The sequence below is a fragment of the Candidatus Methylacidiphilales bacterium genome (genome assembly GCA_033875315.1).
Lineage (GTDB): Bacteria > Verrucomicrobiota > Verrucomicrobiia > Methylacidiphilales > CAZTYG01 > JANRJG01.
Window position 1 is genome coordinate 17,470 of sequence record JANRJG010000032.1, and the last position, 19,925, is coordinate 37,394.

Sequence of the window (19,925 nt, forward strand, 5' to 3'; positions counted from 1 at the left end):
AGATTACTTGTCCTGCTTTTCTTCGATGTATTTGACGACGTCGCCGACGGTCTGGAGCTTTTCAGCATCCTCATCGGGAACTTCGACGGAAAACTGTTCCTCGAAGGCCATGACGAGCTCGACCACATCAAGGGAGTCGGCACCGAGGTCTTCGATGAATTTGGCTTCGGGGGTGACTTGCTCGGCGTTGACGCTGAGCTGTTCGACAATGATGTCTTTGACTTTCTCTTCGATGGATTTTTCGGCCATGGTTATCTCCTGGGCTGTCTGATTCGGGTTGGTAGCGGTGATCGCTGAGGGTGTTATGTTCGGGTTTAAGCTTTTGGCAACAGAAAAATGGAGTGTGGGCGTTTCAAATGAAGAGTCCACCATCGACCGTGAGGGCCTGGCCGGTCATGTAGGAAGAGGCGGGACCGCAAAGGAAAGCGGTGAGGTGGGCGACATCATCCGGGGTGCCGAAGCGTTTCAGCGGGATGTTTTCCAGCAACTTGGCCTTGAGGTCGTCCTTGAGCGCGCCGGTCATGTCGGTCTCGATGAAGCCGGGGCAGATGACATTGACGGTGATGCCGCGGGCGGCAAGTTCCTTGGCGGCGGATTTCGTCAGACCGATGAGACCGGCCTTGGCGGCGGCGTAGTTGGCCTGGCCGGCGTTGCCGTGGAGGCCGATGACCGAGCCGATGTTGACCACGCGGCCGCTGCGGGCCTTGATCATGACCTTGGTCACGGGCCGGATCCAGTTGAAGGCCCCGGTCAGGTTGGTCTGGATGACCGCCTGCCAATCCTCGTCGCTCATGCGCATGATGAGGGTGTCGCGGGTGATTCCGGCATTGTTGACCAGGATGTCGATGCGGCCGAAATCCAATTGGATCTTGTCCACGGCGGCGGCAACCGCCGCGGTGTCGGCGACGTCAACGCCGTAGCCGCGGTAGGTGACGCCGAGGGCCTGGATATCCGCGGCAAGGGTCTGTGCGGATTCCGTGCTGCGGCTGACCCCGGCAATGTGGCAGCCTTCGGCGGCCAGACGGAGGGCGACGGCCCGACCGATACCGCGGCTGGCGCCGGTGACGATGGCGACCTGGTCTTTAAGCGAGTTCATGGAGGATGCCCTTCAGTTCTTCCGCATTTCCGGCGCTGAGGCAAGGAATGTCTTTGTTTATCCGCTTGCACATGCCGGCCAGAACCTTGCCGGGGCCGAGTTCGAGGAAGCGTTCCACCCCCGAGGCGATGAGGCCTTCGACACACTGCTGCCAGCGGACACTTCCGGTGACCTGGCGCAGGAGGGTGTCGCGGATGGCAGCCTCGTCGAGAGCGGGCTGTGCGGTGACATTGCTGAAAGTGGGGAGCGCGTTGGGGGAAACCGGGGTCGCTTGGAGCACCGGGGCGAGCCCGTCCTGGGCGGACTGCATCAGGCGGGAGTGGTAGGCGCCGGCCACATTGAGCGGCAGAACGCGCTTCAAGCCGAGGGCTTTGCCTTTCTCCACAGCGGCGGGAATGAGGGCCTTCTCCCCGGACAACACGATCTGACCCGGACAATTTTCATTGGCGATCTGGAGACCGCTGGTGTTGGCGAGCGTCTCGGCCTGCAGCGGGGTGGCGCCGATGAGCGTGAGCATCCCCCCCTCGGTGGCCAGACAGGCTTCCTGCATCAAACGGCCGCGGGCCGCGACCAACTTCAGGCCGTCGGCAAAGGAAAAATGCCCGGCGGCGGTGTGGGCGGTGAACTCTCCGAGCGAAAGCCCGGCAGTGGCGACAAACGAGAAGGCGGGTTTTTCTTTCCGCAACAAGGCCAGAAGGGCCAGACCGTGGACAAAAAGGGCGGGCTGGCAATAACTGGTGTCGGTCAAACGTTCCTCCGGGCCGTCGAAGCAGACAGTGGAAAAACCGTTGTTGAGGACACGGTCCGCCTCCTGATAAAGCACCGCCGCTTCCGGTGAGACCTCAACGAGGTCGCGGCCCATCCCCACGTGCTGGGCGCCCTGGCCGGAAAAGAGAAGTGCGGTTTTCATGAAAAACAAGTCCGTGGAAGAGGCCAATGAGCCCCCTGCAACCGAGCGTTAAAGCGAAAATCCTTGCTGGATACAAACCTTATTTTCAAAGCTCACGCGTAGCGGGCCAACAAGGAAGACAAAACAATTCCAAACTGTGGGCAATATTCCGTAAATGGAAAATCTTTAACGATAGTGCCCGGTCATTATTGGCAGATAAAATGGATTGTCATCTGGGTCTGCGCTTCCAAGCAGGCCCAGGTCTGCATCCCGAGATTGCCAGAGGCAAGTGGTGGATTAATCTGGGTCGTGGACTTCCTGAAACTATCGGAACGAGCCAACCGACAGCTTTACCGGCGACAGGTCAAACGCCTGACGAAAAAAGAACTGGAACTGGCCAAGGCTTGGACACTGGATTTGATCCGGGAACGCAATCCGCACTGGTCGGAGGAACAGATTCGGGATTACTATGACCGCGTGCTGGACCTTCGCCTGATTGCCATCGACCCATGGTCGGCCCGTCTGGGAGAAATCCGTTCCATCTGAATCCACCTATGAAGAATAAATTTGTCGCAGGCCTGGCCGCCCTCCTGAGCATCCTTTATCTGCTCAATCCCACCTTCGGGGTCTTCGAATTCATTCCCGACAACATCCCCGGCTTCGGCAACCTTGACGAAGGTGCGGCTGGAGCGATCCTCATTTGGGCCATTGGTGTCCTGCGCCAAAAACCCCTCAAGCAAGCCAAGGAGGACCCCGGTGCTGACCGTCCTTGACCACGCTCTGGGCCGCGACCGGCTGGCCCGCATGCGCGAGACCAGGACCGGCCGGGAGGAATTTGTCCGCTTGGTCGAGCAATTGGGCATCATCCTGGCGGTGGAAGCGGGTCGGAAACTGACCACCCGTCCCTGTCCGATCAGGACCCCGCTGGAGGAAACAACCGGTGACCGCATCGACAAACCCATCTGCCTGGTTCCGATCCTGCGCGCCGGACTGGGCCTGCTCAAAGGATTCCAAAGCGTTTTCCCCGAGGCCGCGGTGGGCCACCTCGGTCTGAAACGCGACGAAAGCACCCTGCTGCCCACGGTTTACCTTGAAAAAACGCCCCCGGACCTGTCCGGGCGGACGGTGATGGTGCTGGACCCGATGCTGGCCACCGGACACAGTGCGGTGGAGGCCCTTCGCCGGCTGAAGATTTTGGGCGCGACTGATTTGCTATTGATCTGTTGCCTGGCCGCACCCGAAGGGGTGCGCGAAGTGAGGGCGGCCCATCCGGACACGCCCTTGCTGATCGCGGCCCTGGACCGTCAACTGGACGCCCGGGGGTTCATCCTGCCCGGGCTGGGCGACGCCGGCGACCGTCAATTCGGGACCACCTGACCGGCTCCGGGAGGACCATCCTGGGGCTGCGGACGCTTCGGCTCGGGAAGGTTGATTTTGGCCTGGGTCTTGCCCTTCAATTCCGCCATGAGCTTGCGGCCGGATTCGGTGCGCTTTTGTGCAACCACGGCCTGGCCGATGCGGGCGGACACTTCCTCAAAGGGGACCGTGCGGGCCGGCTTCTTGTCCAGCACTTGGAGGAAGTGGAAACCGTAATCGGTTTTGAAAACCTTGCTCGTCTTGCCCACCGCTGTGGCGAAGGCCACCTGTTCGAAGGCGGGGACCATCTGGCCTTTGCCGAAAGGGGGAAGCTCACCCCCGCGATCCTTGCTGCCGGGTTCTTGCGAGAGTTCGGACGCCACTTTGGCAAAATCCTCGCCTTTCGTGATCCGGGCGAGTGCGGTTTCGGCAGCCTTTTTGGCGGTGTTGACCTCTTCGATGCTGGCGTTGGGCTCGACGCGGATGAGGATGTGGCGCGCGCGCACCTGGTCCTGGACCTTCCAGAGCTGCGGGTTGTTTTTGTAAAAAGCGGCCACCTCTTCCGGGGAAGCTTGCAGACCACCGGGGATGCCGGCCTCTACCAGCTTGGCCATACCGGCGTCGTGCGTCATGTCGGTGCGAATCTCGGACTCGGTCATGCCCTCCGCTTTGAGGGCCTGCTCGTAGGCTTCCTGGCTGGGAAACTGCTTGCGGATACCGGCCAGACGCTCGTCGACCTGGGTTTTGATTTCCGCGGCCTGCTTCTCATTGAGGGATTGGTGGATGATTTCCTTGTCGACCAGGTCGTTGACGGCATACCACTCGATGCTGCCCTTCTGTTCGGGGTTGAGCTGGTCCGGGGCAATGCCGATCCGCTTGACCAAGTGGCCGATTTCCCCGTCGAGTTGGGCGCGGGTGATTTTCTTCCCGTGGACCTCCGCGACGACAAACTTGGGATGGTTGGGGTTTTTCGGGGCGCAGGCCGCGACCAGGAGGACCGCCAAAAAAGCGGGGACGAGGGATCTCATGAGGCGCGCAGCATGGCAGCGGCCCCCGGGAAAACAATACGGATGTTTGAACGGTGGCGTGATCATCCCGCCTCAAAGGCACGCAGGACGGCATCGTGCTCGCGGGTCACATGTTTCAGGATGATCAGGTCGTCGGCCAGGCCGATTTTGGGAACACTGTCAGGGATGGCGTCAAAACCCTTGAGCAGATAGTTCAGGGCGAAGATCGCACTGAACATGGTCCGGGGATGGAAGGGCTTGGCCTGGCCCAGCAGGGCGGCGAGGGCATAGGCCAGCAGGCGCTGTGCTGTGTGGTCGAGCTCCGTGTGCCCTTCCTTGCGAAGTCGTCCGAGCTTGCGCTTCAGCGCGGGCACCCGGTTTGGAAAGGCCTCGAGTTGCTCCAGGGTCAGAGCCGAAGCTCCCTGCGTGATGAATGAGGTGAGGCTTTGCGCTTTTCTAGGCAGACGGGCGGTCATGCGAAAACATAGCAAAACCGGTTTTGGGGGCAAGGGCCTGACCGTTGGGGGAGGGAAGAGGCCCGAAAAAATTGGCTGCCCCGCATGGACTCGAACCATGAACACCCAGATCCAGAATCTGGTGTGCTACCAATTGCACCACGGGGCAGTAGAGTGGAAAAACTTATCAGCCCGACCCAGTGCGGTCAACCCTCAACCCGGACCGCTTTCTGCATTGCCGCAGTGGAAAATCCGATGGTAGGCTCTCCCTCCCATCATGATCATCCGCACCCGCGCCCACCCCCGTGCGGGTCTGATCGGAAACCCCTCGGACGGGTATTTCGGCAAGACCATCGCCTTCACCTTCACCAACTTTGCCGCCGAGATCGAATTGTGGGAAAGCCCGGAACTCGAACTCCTGCCCAGCCGCCGCGACCATTCGGTCTTCGGGGGTATCGAAGCACTGCATGACGACGTCAAAATGCACGGGTATTACGGAGGCTTCCGCTTGCTCAAAGCCACGGTGAAGTGCTTCCTCGACTACTGCCGTGAGCGGGGCATCCAGCTCGACGACCGCAACTTCACCCTGCGCTATCGCTCCAATATCCCCAACCGCGTCGGCCTGGCCGGCTCCAGTGCGATCATCACCGCCTGCGCCCGCGCCCTCATGGGATTTTACCACGTCACCATTTCACGGCATTCCCTGGCCCATCTCGTTTGGACCGTCGAAAACCACGAACTCGGCATCCCGAGCGGATTGCAGGACCGGGTGGCCCAGGCCTACCAGGGCGTGGTCTATATGGACTTCTCCCGCGACCTGATGGATGCCCGCGGCTACGGCGACTACACCTTGCTGGACGAAAAATGCCTACCCCCGGTTTACGTGGCCTATCGCGAGGACCTTTCCGAGGGAACCGAGATTTTCCACAACAACCTCCGCCAGCGCTGGAACGCCGGTGAACCGGCGGTCGTCGAAGCCATGCACTACTGGGCCGACCTGACCCTGCGCTTCCGTGCCGCCTTGGAAGCGGGCGATCGGGCGCAAATGCACGCCTTGATCAACGCCAATTTTGACAAGCGGGTCAGTCTCTACGATGTCGGCGCGGGCAACCGCGAGATGGTCGATACGGCCCGCCGGGCCGGGGCGAGCGCGAAGTTCGCCGGCAGTGGCGGTGCCATCGTCGGTATCGCCGACGACGAAGCCGTCTTTCAACGCCTCCAGCAGGCCTTCGCCCCCAAAGGCATCAAGGTCATCCGTCCCGACCTCGCCCCCGCCCTCCCGCCGGGCGATGGCTGCGGCAACCCTCCGGCATGAAAGCTGTTCTTCCGGCCGCCGGCTTCGGCACGCGCTTCCTTCCCTTGAGCAAGGCGGTGCCCAAAGAACTTCTTCCCCTGGGGGCCAAGCCCGTCATCCAATATGTTGCCGAGGAGGCCGTCGCGGCCGGTTTCGAGGAGATCCTGATCATCCTCAGCCGGGACAAAGAATCCATCCGCCGCTACTTCGAGCCCGCGCCGGGCCTGGAGGCTTCGCTGGAAAAACGGGGCAAGCTCGACGAACTGGCCCTGGTGCGCTCGGTTTCCGGCCTGGCAAACTTCCATTTTGCCTATCAACCGGATATGCTCGGACTGGGCGATGCCATCCTGCAGGCCCGGGACTTCTGCGGCCGTGACCCGTTTGCCGTTCTGCTCGCGGACACGGTCATCCACGGTCCCTCCCCCCTGCCGGCGTTGCGGTCCTGTCTGGAGAGTCTGGGCACCGCGGCGGTGGCGCTGGAATCCTGCCACCCGGACCGCGTCGGCCGCTACGGCATCGCTGGCGGCCGGGAGGAATCCCCCGGGCGTTACTTCATCGATTCGATGGTGGAAAAGCCCGGACCGGACTCGGTCCCGCGGATGCTCGCATCCGATGGGACCGGACTTCCCGCGCAGGCCTTTGCCGCCCGCTACCTGTTCACCCCGGCGATCTTCCCGGCCCTGGCCGAATGCCGTCCGGGGAAAAACGGCGAGGTTCAATTGACCGACGCCATGGAATCTCTGCGCAAACGTGAAGGTTTCCATGGTGTGCGCATGGAGGGACGCCGCCTCGATATCGGCAACCCGCGCGGCCTCATGGAAGCCTTCCCGCTTTTCGCTGCCGCCTAACCGTCGATGCCGCGGTTGCCCAGCTTGTCCATCGTGCCTTTGAAGATACGGCCCGACTGGGAACGCAACCACTCCCAACCCCCGCCATCGTCCTTCAGGCCCGAGCCCACCGGCAATTGCGCTGTGGGAGGGCGCTCCTTGTAGCGGTCCAGCGAGTTGTCACTGCGGCTGTTGAGGGGATTGGCCATGACGGTGCGCATGAAGCGCGTGATCGCATCCTGGGCATCGCGCGGACGACCCTCGGGGTCCCGGCTGATCAAGGAATGGATCCAGTCGGCCAGAGGGCGCGACACCTGCGGATTGTAGCGTTCCACCCGGATCGGGTCGGTAGTGAGGTGGCCATTGCGCACCACCACCGGGTCGGGATCGGGGTAGGTGACCGTTCCGGCCAGCATGTGGTAGCACACCTGCCCGAGGGAATAGAGGTCGGTGCGTGCATCCAGCGGTTGGTGGAGGAGTTGTTCCGGGGCGATGTAATACACGGAACCGATGGTGAGTTCGTCCTCGCGGTGTCCGGAGATTTCATCCCCCAGTCGCGCCAGACCAAAATCCAGGATCTTCACCGTGAAAGCCGGATCGGGATAGCCCTGGAGCATGAGGTTGGCCGGCTTGATATCGAGGTGCAGCACCTGTTTGCGGTGGGCCGCCGCCAGGCCTTCCAGCACCTGCAGCGTCAATTGATAGAAGGTTTCCAGGGGCACCTTGCCGTCGTGGAGGATCAGGCTGAGCGTCGGGCCCTCGATGTACTCCAGAGTGAAATATGTGCCCTGGACATCGACCCCGAAATCGGTCACGCGGATGATGTTGCGGTGCATCAGCGAAGCCAGAAGGCGGGCCTCCCTTTCCGTTTGCTCGATCACATAATCTGGAAAGGCCAGATCCGCCCTCAGGCGCTTGAGGGCCACCTGCTTCTTGTCATACGTGTCCAAGCAGAGGAAGACTTCGCCCAAGCCACCGGTGCCCAAATGCTGGCACACCTGGTAACGCCCGGCGATCACGTCACCGTTCTGATGGATCGACATGCCTCACTATACAAGGCTGCCGCCCCGCACGAGTACCAAAAAGAATCCCTTCCGGCATTTTCTTCCCGGCTTGGCTTGGCCCCCATTCGGGTTATGGTGGATGCATGATTGCCCCCCTCGCAACCCCGGACCTGCATCGCAAGGTCCTCGATGGCGCCCGGATCACGCGGGACGAGGCCCGTGCCCTCACCCACCTGCCCCTGCCGGAGCTCGGTGGCCTGGCCGATGCCCGTCGGCGGTTGAAAAAAGCCGCCGCCTACGGAGGCCGGGGCAACGAGGTGGTCACCTACATCATCGACCGCAACATCAACTACACCAACATCTGCAACGTCTACTGCAAATTCTGCAATTTCTACCGCACGGAAAAAGACGCCGATGCCTACGTCCTCTCGCACGATGAAATCGACACCAAGGTCGCGGAATTGGTCGCCCTGGGTGGCAACCAGATCCTCATGCAGGGCGGCCACCACCCCAAGTTGGGCATCGATTTCTACCTCGACCTTCTTTCCCACCTGAAACAGAAGTTTCCCGGGGTCAACCTCCACGCCTTCTCCCCACCGGAGTTCAACCACTTCGCCGAAGTCTTCCAGATGCCGTTGGAAGAAATCATCCGCCGCTTCAAGGAAGCCGGCTTGGGCAGCATTCCGGGCGGAGGCGGCGAGATCCTGGTCAACCGCATCCGCGAGCGCATCTCGCCGCTGAAATGCGACGCCGACCAATGGCTCCGAGTGATGGAAATAGCCCACGGGCTGGGCCTGAATTCCAGTGCCACCATGATGTTCGGCCATGTGGAAACCCTCGAGGACCGCTTGGAACACCTCCAGCGCCTGCGCGACCTGCAGGACCGGACCGGCGGATTCACCGCCTTCATTTGCTGGACCTTCCAGTCCGAGGGCACCGTCCTCAAGGCGGACAACCCCGCCGGCCCGCACGAATACCTGCGCATGCAGGCCCTGGCCCGCATCTTCCTCGACAACTTCGACAACATCCAGGCCTCCTGGGTCACCCAGGGCGCGCAGATCGGCCAGATCGCCCTCAAGTTCGGAGCCAACGATTTCGGCAGCCTCATGATGGAGGAAAATGTCGTCTCACAAGCCGGTGCCTCCTTCCGCCTCACCCTCGACGACATCCGCCGCAACATCACCGCGGCCGGCTACCAGCCCCGCCAGCGCAACAACTGGTATCAACTGGTGGATTGACTTTGCTCTTGCTGCGTATGGTCTTCATACCATACATTAGCTGGAATGAAGATTACGCTGAATGTCGAGGACGGTCTGCTCAAGAGGGCCATGGAAGCCTTGGGCACGGAGAACAAAACCTATGCCATCGACCTCGCCTTGCGGGAAGTTTGCCGCAAACATACGTTACGGACACTGGGTCAGAGGGGACTCGGATTAACGTCTGCTGAACTCAAAAAAGCGGTTGATCCTGCCTATGAACTCATGACCCTGCGTGTGGCGGAAACCCCTGTTAAGTATGGTCGTAAAACCCGTTCTCGCAGATAGCAGTTGGTATATCGACCGGTTGCGGGCGGGCGTCGATCCCCTCCAAGAACTCGATGCCATCGCCCAAACCCGGGAAGTTGCCGTCTGTGGAGTCGTGCGGATCGAAGTGGGCCGGGGGTTGCAACAAGAACGGGTGCTCCGTGCCTTCCAGGCCTATTGGGACGTCATGCTATACGTGCCCACGGATAAGCAACTATGGGAGGAAGTGGAAACCCTTGCCTGGAGTTTGGCCCGTCGTGGCATCCACCCGCCACTGCCCGATCTCGTCATCGCCTGCTGTGCGTTGAAAATTGATGCAGTGGTCCTGACTCTCGACCGCCATTTCCACGCCATTCCCGGCCTCACCGTGACGGAGCGGTTGGTGTGAGTTGCTGCGGCACGGGTGTATCGATTAAAGTCCCCTTTTGGCCGTCCGAAAACTCCATGAGATTTTTCCTCCCGCGTGGGGATGGGCTTCACCGGGATGGCGCGAAGTCGAAGACCACCAAGCGTTTCACCAGCGGTTTGACGTATTCGTTGATGAATTGCTGATGGATGGGATGGGCTTGGTAGACATCGGCGGTGGCCTGGTCGGCGAAGGTCATGCTGATGGCCACGGAAAAGCTGTCGTCCACCGCCCCGCGCGGACTGGGCACGGGCACCCCGTGGCGGAATTCCAGCACCCCGGGGATGTTCGCCAACAAGCGTGTGCCCTCCTGCAGTTTGGATTGGAATTCGTTCAGGGGTTTGTCGGTCCAGAAAACAACGACATGGGTGATCATGGGGGAAGCATGAGGGAGCCAGGAGAAAGGCTCAAGGATGAAGCAAAAAGGTCGCTGAACGGGGACTGTCCTTGTCCGTGACGCCTGCTACAACAGCCAAGGACGATGCAGCCCGAATGCCACTTTCTTGACCCTGAGAAGCCGCTCGGACTCCAGTCCGCAACCTGGCTGCTGGAACGCGCGGCCCATTGCGGCGATTGTCCGGATCTCGGTGACTGGGGCGTGGTGGTGCCCACGGCCGAGTCGGGCCGGGTGCTGGCGGCACTCCTCACCCGGCTGGTGCCCCGCCAGGCCGTCCTCCTGCCGCGTATCCTGACACCGGTCCAGGTGCTGCGCGGTCCCCATCCGGATGAGGGCACCGCCACCGGGCCTGAGCGCCTGATGGCCTGGTGCGAAGTTCTCTGCGGCCTGGATTTTGCCAAGCCGTCCGACCGCTGCGAGGCCGTTTTCCCGTCCGTCCCGCCGGTGCAGGATGTGGCCTGGGCGCTGGGGGTGGCCCGTCTGTTCCTGGACACCCAGGACACCCTCATGGAGGCCGGATGCGGCATGGGGGATGTCCTGCGTCGCCTTCCCCAAGTTAGGGAAGCCGACCGTTGGGAGACCCTGGCCGGTTTGGAGGCCCGATACCGTGAAGTTCTCCGGAAATGGAACTTGGTCGATCCGCTGGAGGCCTGGAAGCGGCTCGAGGCCTTTCCGGCCTGGGACGCACTGGTCGCTCACTGGGCGGTGATCGGCGTTCCCGACCCGCTGCCGATGGCCTGCCGAGTCCTCGCCGCCACGACCCATCCGGTGCATTGTCTCGTCCACGCCCGCGAAGACCGGGCTGCCGACTTCGACAACTGGGGACGCCCATTGCCATTCGCTTGGAAGAAAAAAGATCTCCCGATTGCCGCGCCGGAGGAACGTCTCCACCTCCTGTTGGATGAATCCGGGCTGGCTGCCGCCGCCGCCTCTCTGGTCCGTGCCCACCGCCGGCCCGCATCTGCCGTGGTGGGCATCTGCCGTGAAGAGATCCTTCCGCGCCTGCGCCAGACCTTGGAAGACGACGGCCTTGCCGTGCACGATCCCTCAGGACAACCCGCCGCCGCCCATGGACTCTCCGTGCTGCTCGCCACACTGCACGATCTTTTGGAGGATCGGAGCCTGACCGCTCTGCGCACGCTCCTGACCCACCCGGGGGGGCGGCGCGCCCTCCTGGCAAACGACGACCACGGATCGCCCACACCCTGGCTGGAGGCACTCGACCGTCATGAGTCGCGCCATCTCTCCCGCACGCTGGATGATTTGCTGGAACTCCCCGACGGTCCCGGCGGGGGCGGGGCCATCCGCGCGGCCACTGCTGCAAGGGATTGGTGCTCCCGTCTGACGGGGAGTGAGGGTTTGGATGCGCTGAAGGCCTGGATTCTGGCCGCAATGGAACAGGAAATCCCGGACGAAGCGGGTCGCGACCTTCTCGAAACCCTTGATGAATGGATCGAACGCGTGCGTCCGGTTCAGGACCGGATGCGCCATCTCCGCCTTCCCCACCTCCTCCGCTTATGGGTCGATGCCCTGGCCGGTCAACGCTTGCCCGGGACTCGCGACCCCCGGGCGGTCGAGTTGAAGGGCTGGCTGGAGTTGGCCTGGGACGAGCGGCCGCATCTGGTGCTCTGCGGCATCCAGGAAGGTTCGGTGCCCCCGGCGTTGTCGGGTGACGTCTTTCTGCCCGAAAGTTTGCGGGCCTCGCTCGGACTCAGGACATCGGACGAATTGCTGGCCCGTGACGCTTTCCTCTTGCATGGGATGCTGGCCTCCCGCAGCCGGGGCGGGCGGGTCGATCTGTTGTTGAGCAAATTCACCGATGCCGGGGAGCCACTGCGACCTTCCCGGCTTCTGCTGCAAACCGCAGACGGCGATCTCCCGGCACGGGTGCGTTTGCTCTTCGGTGATGCCTCCGGTTCTCCCGCCACACCCGCCCCCACACGACTCTTCCACCTCAAGCTGCCTACCCGCGATCCGGCCAAGAAACACATCTCCGTCACCCAGTTCAGCGACTTTCTCCAATCCCCGCTCTACTTCCATCTCAACCGCTCGCTCAAATGGGAGGCCTATCCACGGGATAAGCGTGAAATGGATGCGCTGGACTTCGGCGACCTGGCCCACCAGACGCTAGAGGCCTGGGGCAAGGACCCCGGGTTGTCCACCGCGACCGATCCCTCGGCCATGCGGGCTTTTTTCGAACAGGACTTGCGGCGGCGGGCCGACCAGCGCTACGGCCCGTCCTGGCCTCTGGGGGTGGAAGTGCAAATTGCGGCGTTGGGCCAGCGTTTGGGCCGCTTTGCCGAATTGCAGGCGGCGGAACGCGCGGACGGTTGGACCGTCCACGCCATCGAACATCCCTTCGAAATCAAAATGAGGGACTGGACGGTCCGGGGTAAGATTGACCGTATCGACGTCCATCCGGACGGACGGATTCGTCTACTGGATTACAAAACGAGCGAGTCCGCCAAAGCTCCCCGTGATGCCCATTTGAAACAATTCAAGCGCGCGCCCGAGCGCACCCGTTTCCCGGAGGCGGCCTGGTGGGAAAACGGCACGGGGGCCGCAATCTGGCTGAATCTGCAATTGCCGCTTTACGTGGCCTACTGGCGCCAGGCGCACGGAGGCGATCGCCTGCAGTGCGGATACATCCAGTTGCCCAACCCCCTGGAGTCGGTGGCTTTTTCCATCTGGGATGACTTCGGGCCGGAATTGGAACAGGCCGCCCTCTCCTGCGCCGGGGCCGTGCTGGAGGCCTTGGATCGCGGCGACCGCTCGGCTTTCCCCTCGGCCGACTGCTGGAAGCGGGAGCCTTGGTCGGTCTGGTTTCCAGACGGACCGGAAGCCATTTTCCTGGATGAAGCGACCGGGGGTACTCCATGAAGCCCCCGCCACCCCCGCAGACGGTCGCCATTCCCCATGTCATGATCACCGCTTCCGCGGGGTCCGGCAAAACATGGCACCTGACCAACCGCATCCTCACCCTCATCCTGGCCGGGGCCCCTCCGGAAACGATCATCGCCCTCACCTTCACCCGCAAGGCGGCGGGGGAATTCTTCGATGCCGTGCTCGGCCGGCTGGCCGGAGCGGCGGACGACCCCCAAAAAGCGTCCCAATTGTGCCGCGATCTCGGGATTGCCCCCATGCCCCCGGAATCCTTCCTGCCGCCCCTGCGCGCCCTCGTTGAACGGCTTCACCGGCTCCAATTCACCACCATCGATAGCTTCTTCCACCGGATTGTGAGTTCATTCCCCTTCGAACTGGGCCTGTCCGGTGCCTTCACCCTGATGGACGGTCATGCCGCCGAACAGGCCCGGGTCCGCGTGTTGGAGCGGATCCTCAGCCGCTCGGGAGGTGGACAGGACGCGGCGGCCCGCCGGAATTTCCTCGAACATTTCAAACAGGCCACTTTCGGCACCGAGGCCAAATCCCCGGCGGCCGACCTCGACGACCATGTGCGGAAGCTCCACGCCCTCTATCAGGAAATTCCCGACACCGAGCGCTGGGCGGGGAGTGCCCTGCCGGCAGAACTGAGGGCGCTGGCGGCCTCCGACCACCCCCTCTCCGTCACCGATATCGAAGCCATCCGCCAGGGGCTGGCCCAATCCGGAGCCAAGGACAGCGGATTGGCCGCCTGGGACCAGTGGGCCGGGGAACTGGCCGCCTGGAAGCCGACCACCGTCGTTTCTGCCTCCGCTTTCCACACCATCCGCAAGAACATCGTCGGCAGCTACGATCCGGTCACCCGCACTTGCGGCGAGTTCAACCTCAACCGGAACAAAATCAAACCCACCCCCGCACTGGCCAGGGCGTTGGGGGAGTGGGTGGCCTGCTGGACTGCCCGGGAAATCCGTCTGCGCATCGAACAAACCCAGGGCGTGGGGAAAATCCTGGCCGGTTACGATTGGGCCTACGACCGTTTGGTCCGGCGCTCGGGCTTGTTGGTCTTTGCCGACCTGCCCCTGGTGATCGGACCGGTCCTGGAGGGCGATACCGCCCGGCTCGACCTCGACTACCGGCTCGACGCCCGCTTCGACCACTGGCTGCTCGATGAGTTCCAGGACACCAGCCGGGCCCAGTGGCGGGTGCTGGAAAATCTGGTCGACGAGGTGGTGCAGGACCCCACCGGAGGGCGTTCGTTTTTTTGCGTGGGCGATGTGAAGCAATCGATCTACGCATGGCGGGGAGGCGACCACCGTCTTTTCCAGGAACTGCGGCAGCGCTATGGCGGGAAGATCGAAGAGGAAACCCTGGCCACCACCTATCGTTGCAGTGGTGCCGTGGTCGACCTGGTCAACCGGGTGATGGGCGGGCCTGCCATCGGCGAACTTTTGCCCGGCGCGGGAGCCTGGGGAGAAGTCTGGCAGGAACACCGCTCCATGCGACCTGCTACGGGCTTTGCCGCCTATCTGGAGGCCCCGGAAAAGGCGGACGACGACGAACTGGAACCGCGGCATTGGATGATCGGCCACTTGATCAAGCAGATCGACCCGCCGGGCCGGGGATTGACCTGCGCGGTGCTGGTGTGGTCGAACCAGGAGGCCCGCACCCTGGCCGACCACCTGCGCGTCCACACCTCCTACCCGGTGATCCTGGAGGGGGAAATTTTTCCCGCCACGGACAATCTGTTGGGCCGGATGGCGGTGGCCTGGGCCCTGGCCCTGGCCCACCCATCCGACACCCTGGCAGAGGGCTGGCTGCGGGCCTGCCCGATCGGGCGGGAATTTTCCGCCCAAGCGGGAGATTGGCGTGCACGGACTTGGAAGTCCATCCATGACCGCGGCTTCGAGGATACCCTGGCCTCCCTTTTCACCCTCTTGGAGGAAAAGACCGCCTTGGATGATTTCCACCGTGTGCGCCGGCGGTTGATCCTGGACGCGGTACGGGAATTTGAGCAGGGCGGTTCTCGTGATGCCGCAGCCCTGGCCGCCGCGCTGGAAGCCCGCAGCCTGAAGTCCCCGGACGTCCCCGGGGCCATCGAAGTGATGACGATCCACAAGGCCAAGGGGTTGGGATTCGATGTGGTCTTTGTCACCGAACTCGTGCGCCGGAACAAAGCCTTCAACCGGGCCCGTGGAGGGCCGCTGATTTGCCGCGATTCCGGGCGGGAGGTGGAATGGCTGCTTTTCCCACCGACCCAACTGTTCTCGAAATCACTGCCGGAGCTGCAGACCCGCATCGAGGAAGGCATGCGTGAAAACGCGTACGAGCAACTCTGCCTGCTTTACGTCGCCCTAACCCGGGCCCGGGAAGCACTCTACCTCATCGGCGATGACAAGCCGGGCGGGGGCGAGTCGGTCCACGCCCAGCACCTCCTGGCCGCAGCGCTGGCGACGGGGGACAAAACCGTGGCGTTGGACGATTGGGTTGGGGCCCGCGCCGTATTCGGAGAAACGTCGTGGTTCGAACAGCATGTGGCCAAGCCCTCGCCAACCAGTCAACCCCCCTGTCCTGCCTTCGATTGGCCGGAGGAAGCACCCGTGGAAGATGCCGAAGTGCGTCTGCCGTCAATGGAGGCAACCCGTCCAAGCAGTGCGCGCGATGTTCTCTCAGATGGAAGGAGGCAATCCCAGCGGACGGGCAACCGGGTGCATGCGCTTTTTTCCATGCTGGAGAGCGCCGACGACCCGGTAGGCGGGGACAGCCGCGATGCCGATGCGGTTCGCGCCTGCCTGGCTGTCGATGAGATTCGCCGGTTGTTCCGCACAGGCCCGGGAATCCTCGTCTGGAGGGAGAAGGCGTTTCAAATTGCGGGGCCCAAGGGATGGCAACGCGGGATCTTTGACCGGGTGGTGGTGGAATGCGGAACGGATGGGCGTCCGGTGAGGGCGGAACTGGTGGACTTCAAAACCGATGTTTTGCGGGCGGGTGAAGAAACTTCCTGGGTCGAGCGCCACCGGCCGCAGATGGAGGCCTACCGCAGCGCCCTTTCCTTGCTGCTCCATCTGGAGCCGGCACAGATACGCGGTGTGCTAGTGGCGGTGAGCCTGCGCCGCGTGGTCCATGTGTTTTAGAGCCTCTTCAGTTTCATCTGCCGTCGTTCCATTCTCCAGTTCTCGGGGGCCGACAGGAAAAGCCTGGAAGTTTGAGAGAGGAAGAGAAAAGCAATCGAAGATGGTCACAAAAAAACCCGCCATACACTGGCGGGTTTTTTGTGTGGGAACGGCGGTTTAGTAACGATCGCCGCCACGGTCACGGTCGCGGTTGAAGTCGCGGCGTCCGCCGCCACCACCACCGCCTTTGTAGCCGCCGCCTCCTCCTCCACCTCCGCGGTAGCCACCGCCGCCACCGCCGCCGCCACCACCACGATAGCCGCCACCACCACCACCACCACCACCACCGCTGTAGCCACCTTCACGGGGCGCCGGCGGCCGGGCTTCGTTGACGGTCAGGGTGCGGCCTTCGAAATCTTTGCCATGCAAGGCGCTGATGGCCGCGGAGGCCCCGGCTTCATCTTCCATGGTGACAAAGGCGAACCCGCGAGGGCGCCCGGTGGCACGGTCGAGGACGACGTGCACTTCCCTGACGGCGCCATGTTGCGAGAAGGCGTCCTGGAGATCGTTTTCGGTGGTTTGGAAGGGGAGATTCCCCACGTAGAGCTTGGTGCCCATGATGATGATCCTTTTTGCTGCTAGACTATACTGACGATAGACTGCGAATGCTGCCTTCGCTGTTCCCGACTGCCGGGTTTCAAATCATCACCAACACAAAGCTGCCTGACGACTCACCAGATTTCGAGGCGATACAATCGACAGACCCTTTTATGCCTTAAAGAGGCGCCAATGGCAAGGAGGAAAGGGAGGGGGGAAACGGGTGGGTCAACAGAAAGCAAAGGCGTCTTCTCCCTCCCGGAACCCGCGTTCCCGGAGTTGACCGAGGATGATCTCCCGCACATCCCAGGCGCCGGCCAGAACCAGAACGACGGCCTGTCCCGGCGAGGGTAGTTGTTCTACGGGATAGATAGGCAGGCCGTAAAGTTCCCGGCCGATTTTTTTGGGATCGATGTCGATCCATGCCTCTGCCGGAAGCCCCAGGCCCAGCAGGGGGCGGGCCCGCTTGCGGCTTTCCAGGCCGGCACCCCAGAGCCAGACCGATCTCCCGGCCCCGTGCCGCCTCCACCAGATGTCAAACCACTCCGCCTTCAGCCGGGCGAAGGCTTCCGCCCGGTAATGGGGGTGGGTGCGGGTCAAGCGCCCGGGACTGTCACGCCAGGTGAGCAGGGTTTCGGGAACTTTTTCCATCCGCACACCGGCATCCAGCAGGCGCAACCAGAAATCATAATCCTCCGGAATGTCCCCCTCACGATAAGCCCCATGGATGGAAATCAATCCGCGCCGGAAAACCGTGGAGGGATTGGCCAGGGGGGAGTCGATGAATCGGCACCGATTGATGGCATCGGCGTCCACCAACGTGTTGAGCCAATCGACGTGACGACGGTAGCCGTGCGCATCGGGGTCATGGCCGGCGTAGGCCACCAGACATCCGGCCACTCCGGTATCCGGATGGTCCAACATCCAGCGGTATTGCTTTTCCAGGCGCTCCGGGTGACTGAGGTCATCGGCGTCCATCCGGGCAATGAGCGGTGCCCGGCAAAGGGATAGGCCTTCATTCAGGGAGGCCACCAACCCCCGGGCCGGACGGGTAAACACCCGGAAACGGGAATCCTTCCGTGCCGCATCGCCCAGGATCACCGGAGTGGCATCGCTCGATCCATCATCCATCACAACCGCCTCCCAGACAGTCAGGCTTTGTTGCGAAAGGGAGGCCAGAGCGTCCGTCAGGGTGGCCTCCCCGTCGCGCACCGAAAGCAGAACGGAAACAAGCGGTGCGGGGGGCATGGAATCGTTTGGCAGACGGCAGCCGTACAGGGCAAGAGCAAATACCGCGGGGAAGAATCACGTTGTCAGGGAGTTCCTTCCTATCCATAATGTAGGACCATGAAAAACGTTCCGTTCCTGGCCCTGCTTTTGCTGAGCTCCTCGGTCTGCCAAGCCGGTCAAACCCTCGATCAGGCCAACATCAGTTACATCCAGAACGATGTCTCCGTCGCCGACGTTAAAATCCTCAACACGGGGGCGGGCGAAACCAAAAAAACCGCTGCGACGCTGAACCAAACCGTGACCCGGGACAACGCGGTCATCACCGGCGACAAATCCCGTGTCGAACTCAAATTCAACGACGGCTCGGTCGCCCGCCTGGGCCAGTTCAGTGTCTTCTCCTTCAAAGAAGGCACCCGCGACGTCCAACTCAAACAGGGCTCGGTCCTCCTGAATGTCCCCAAAGGCATGGGCCAGACCAATATCAAAGCCGCGGCCGTCACCGCCGCCATCACCGGCACCACCGTCCTCTTCCAAGCCTACGAGAACTACGCCGCCATTTATGTTTACGAGGGCTCGGTCTCGGTACCACCGAATTTTGTGCTCGGGCCCGGCGATGCCCTGATCTTCGAAAACGGGACCTACCGGGTGGAAAAATTCGATGTCAAACAGGCCATCAGCACGGGAGCCCTCTTCACCAAATTCGTCGAAAGTCCGAACAACGCTCCTTTCACCCTGGATGAAATCTTCAAGCAAATCCCGCCCTCCGGCCCTGATCAACCCGGCGTGGATCCCCGGGTCGATGCGGTCTTGAACAAGATCATCAACACGCCTCCTCCCAAAGAAACGTACAACAATCGTGATTGATCCGTGCCCCATCAGTCGCACCTAGAATCGAGTCTATGAAACCGAGCTCACTTTTGATCATTCCGGGTCCACTCCTCTCGGCCCTCATGATTCTGACCCAGATCCTGGTTCTTCCAGCCAAGTCCCAGATCGAGACCCAAACCGATGCCCGCCAACAACAGTTGGCCACCGAAACCGCACGCACGCAAAGCTTGGGCGCCTTCAAAAACGTGCTGCGCGAAGACGGCGGGGTGCTGGCCGCACGCCAGAAATGGGCCGACTTCCAAGTCGGCCTGCTGCAAGATTTCCAATACGACAGCAATGCCAACTTCGACGGCAACGGCGGGGATGACTCCTTCAGCTACAGCCCGACGGTCTTCGCCGGCGCCAACGCCAGGATCAACAACGAATGGAGCGTCTCCGGAATGTCGACCTGGTCCTCCACTTGGTACGACGGCGTGGACGGACAGGATTACTGGGGCGCGACCGGATCGCTCCTGGCGCATTACCGCCCCCGGGCAAATTGGCCGGAGTTCTTCACCGGTGCCGAGGTGGACCGCTACGAGGCCTGGAATGACAGCACGGAAATCTCCAAGAGCATCTCCGCCGTGGCAGGGCTGCGCAACAATGTCCAGCTTGGCTCCAGCACCGGCCTTTTCTATCAATTCCGTTATGCCCACCGCTGGAGCGACCCCACCCTTTTCAACCGCGACCAACTCACCGTGTCCCTCGGTCTGAGCCAGAGACTGGCCAAAGGCCTCTACCTCCAGCCGACCTATTCCTTTGGCTACTTTGCCTACGAAAATGATTTCGGTCCGGCCAATGACGTCGAACGCGAAGATTTGCGCCACGAATTCGCCCTCTCCCTCGTCTACCGGCTCACCACCTACTTGAGCCTGCGGCTTTCGGGTTCGTTCGTGGACAACGATTCCACCCTGGGCACGGCCAGCTACCAAAATTTCAGCACCGGCCTGAACTCCGGGCTCGTGTACAATTTCTGATCGGACCGGG

General features: G+C 62.2%; 21 protein-coding genes and 1 tRNA gene. 12 read left to right on the forward strand and 10 right to left on the reverse strand.

Annotated features, from left to right (window positions below; translation table 11 throughout):
- Positions 1–3 precede the first annotated feature (3 nt).
- The 3 genes from acpP to fabD all read right to left on the reverse strand — a co-directional run bounded on the left by acpP (position 4) and on the right by fabD (position 2,006).
- Positions 4–249 (reverse strand): acyl carrier protein, encoded by a 246-nt coding sequence (gene acpP / locus SFU85_09575; protein ID MDX6767029.1) that lies wholly within the window; start codon positions 247–249, stop codon positions 4–6.
- 103 nt (positions 250–352) lie between these two features.
- Positions 353–1,096, reverse strand: a complete 744-nt coding sequence (gene fabG, locus SFU85_09580; GenBank protein ID MDX6767030.1) for a 3-oxoacyl-ACP reductase FabG — start codon at positions 1,094–1,096, stop codon at positions 353–355.
- Positions 1,083–2,006 carry an ACP S-malonyltransferase gene (gene fabD / locus SFU85_09585; GenBank protein MDX6767031.1) on the reverse strand — a complete coding sequence of 308 codons (924 nt, stop codon included), beginning with the start codon at positions 2,004–2,006 and terminating at the stop codon, positions 1,083–1,085. The genes fabG and fabD overlap by 14 nt, the downstream gene beginning before the upstream one ends.
- Positions 2,007–2,294: 288 nt before the next feature.
- On the opposite strand from fabD, the gene SFU85_09590 reads away from it, so the two are divergent.
- The 3 genes from SFU85_09590 to upp are packed head-to-tail and all read left to right on the forward strand — an operon-like array spanning position 2,295 to position 3,362.
- Entirely contained in the window at positions 2,295–2,531 is a 237-nt protein-coding gene (locus SFU85_09590; GenBank protein MDX6767032.1) for a hypothetical protein, read from the forward strand.
- An 8-nt stretch (positions 2,532–2,539) separates the two neighbouring features.
- Positions 2,540–2,758, forward strand: a complete 219-nt coding sequence (locus SFU85_09595) for a DUF1232 domain-containing protein (protein ID MDX6767033.1) — start codon at positions 2,540–2,542, stop codon at positions 2,756–2,758.
- Positions 2,742–3,362, forward strand: coding sequence for a uracil phosphoribosyltransferase (gene upp / locus SFU85_09600; protein ID MDX6767034.1), 621 nt, complete (start codon positions 2,742–2,744; stop codon positions 3,360–3,362). The genes SFU85_09595 and upp overlap by 17 nt, the downstream gene beginning before the upstream one ends.
- On the opposite strand, the gene SFU85_09605 is transcribed toward upp, so the two are convergent.
- The 3 genes from SFU85_09605 to SFU85_09615 all read right to left on the reverse strand — a co-directional run bounded on the left by SFU85_09605 (position 3,344) and on the right by SFU85_09615 (position 4,972).
- Positions 3,344–4,369, reverse strand: coding sequence for a peptidylprolyl isomerase (locus SFU85_09605; GenBank protein MDX6767035.1), 1,026 nt, complete (start codon positions 4,367–4,369; stop codon positions 3,344–3,346). The two genes, upp and SFU85_09605, sit on opposite strands and share 19 nt — an antisense overlap.
- A 62-nt stretch (positions 4,370–4,431) precedes the next feature.
- The gene (locus SFU85_09610) at positions 4,432–4,824 is read right to left on the reverse strand and encodes a YkvA family protein (GenBank protein MDX6767036.1); all 393 of its coding nucleotides are present in this window, start codon (positions 4,822–4,824) and stop codon (positions 4,432–4,434) included.
- A gap of 72 nt (positions 4,825–4,896) precedes the next feature.
- A tRNA-Gln gene (locus SFU85_09615) sits at positions 4,897–4,972 on the reverse strand.
- A 108-nt stretch (positions 4,973–5,080) separates the two neighbouring features.
- On the opposite strand from SFU85_09615, the gene SFU85_09620 reads away from it, so the two are divergent.
- Positions 5,081–6,118, forward strand: coding sequence for a hypothetical protein (locus SFU85_09620; GenBank protein ID MDX6767037.1), 1,038 nt, complete (start codon positions 5,081–5,083; stop codon positions 6,116–6,118).
- Positions 6,115–6,945: a sugar phosphate nucleotidyltransferase gene (locus SFU85_09625; protein ID MDX6767038.1), complete on the forward strand. Its 831-nt coding sequence runs from the start codon at positions 6,115–6,117 to the stop codon at positions 6,943–6,945. The genes SFU85_09620 and SFU85_09625 overlap by 4 nt, the downstream gene beginning before the upstream one ends.
- On the opposite strand, the gene SFU85_09630 is transcribed toward SFU85_09625, so the two are convergent.
- Positions 6,942–7,967, reverse strand: a complete 1,026-nt coding sequence (locus tag SFU85_09630) for a serine/threonine-protein kinase (GenBank protein ID MDX6767039.1) — start codon at positions 7,965–7,967, stop codon at positions 6,942–6,944. The genes SFU85_09625 and SFU85_09630 overlap by 4 nt on opposite strands.
- Before the next feature lie 104 nt (positions 7,968–8,071).
- Between SFU85_09630 and mqnC the strand changes: the two genes are divergently transcribed.
- From mqnC to SFU85_09645, 3 genes are read left to right on the forward strand one after another with little or no spacing between them, the layout of a single operon-like run.
- Complete coding sequence (mqnC, locus tag SFU85_09635) at positions 8,072–9,166, forward strand: cyclic dehypoxanthinyl futalosine synthase (GenBank protein MDX6767040.1); 1,095 nt, start codon at positions 8,072–8,074, stop codon at positions 9,164–9,166.
- Positions 9,167–9,211: 45 nt separating this feature from the next.
- Positions 9,212–9,472 carry a type II toxin-antitoxin system VapB family antitoxin gene (locus SFU85_09640; protein MDX6767041.1) on the forward strand — a complete coding sequence of 87 codons (261 nt, stop codon included), beginning with the start codon at positions 9,212–9,214 and terminating at the stop codon, positions 9,470–9,472.
- Positions 9,444–9,839 carry a PIN domain-containing protein gene (locus tag SFU85_09645; protein MDX6767042.1) on the forward strand — a complete coding sequence of 132 codons (396 nt, stop codon included), beginning with the start codon at positions 9,444–9,446 and terminating at the stop codon, positions 9,837–9,839. The genes SFU85_09640 and SFU85_09645 overlap by 29 nt, the downstream gene beginning before the upstream one ends.
- Before the next feature lie 88 nt (positions 9,840–9,927).
- Here the strand turns inward: SFU85_09645 and SFU85_09650 are convergent, their stop codons facing one another.
- Positions 9,928–10,233: a Dabb family protein gene (locus SFU85_09650; protein ID MDX6767043.1), complete on the reverse strand. Its 306-nt coding sequence runs from the start codon at positions 10,231–10,233 to the stop codon at positions 9,928–9,930.
- 105 nt (positions 10,234–10,338) lie between these two features.
- Here SFU85_09650 and SFU85_09655 point away from each other — a divergent pair, with 105 nt between their 5' ends.
- Both SFU85_09655 and SFU85_09660 read left to right on the forward strand, forming a co-directional pair.
- Positions 10,339–13,134 (forward strand): PD-(D/E)XK nuclease family protein, encoded by a 2,796-nt coding sequence (locus SFU85_09655; protein ID MDX6767044.1) that lies wholly within the window; start codon positions 10,339–10,341, stop codon positions 13,132–13,134.
- Positions 13,131–16,265 carry a UvrD-helicase domain-containing protein gene (locus SFU85_09660; GenBank protein ID MDX6767045.1) on the forward strand — a complete coding sequence of 1,045 codons (3,135 nt, stop codon included), beginning with the start codon at positions 13,131–13,133 and terminating at the stop codon, positions 16,263–16,265. Before SFU85_09655 ends, SFU85_09660 begins: the two co-directional genes overlap by 4 nt.
- A gap of 156 nt (positions 16,266–16,421) precedes the next feature.
- Here the strand turns inward: SFU85_09660 and SFU85_09665 are convergent, their stop codons facing one another.
- Complete coding sequence (locus SFU85_09665; protein MDX6767046.1) at positions 16,422–16,862, reverse strand: RNA-binding protein; 441 nt, start codon at positions 16,860–16,862, stop codon at positions 16,422–16,424.
- A 207-nt stretch (positions 16,863–17,069) separates the two neighbouring features.
- A complete protein-coding gene (locus SFU85_09670; GenBank protein ID MDX6767047.1) occupies positions 17,070–18,089 on the reverse strand; it encodes a glycosyltransferase in 1,020 nt (339 codons plus the stop codon).
- 99 nt (positions 18,090–18,188) lie between these two features.
- Here SFU85_09670 and SFU85_09675 point away from each other — a divergent pair, with 99 nt between their 5' ends.
- The gene (locus SFU85_09675) at positions 18,189–18,935 is read left to right on the forward strand and encodes a FecR family protein (protein MDX6767048.1); all 747 of its coding nucleotides are present in this window, start codon (positions 18,189–18,191) and stop codon (positions 18,933–18,935) included.
- 35 nt (positions 18,936–18,970) lie between these two features.
- A complete protein-coding gene (locus SFU85_09680) occupies positions 18,971–19,915 on the forward strand; it encodes a hypothetical protein (GenBank protein MDX6767049.1) in 945 nt (314 codons plus the stop codon).
- Positions 19,916–19,925: the final 10 nt, after the last annotated feature.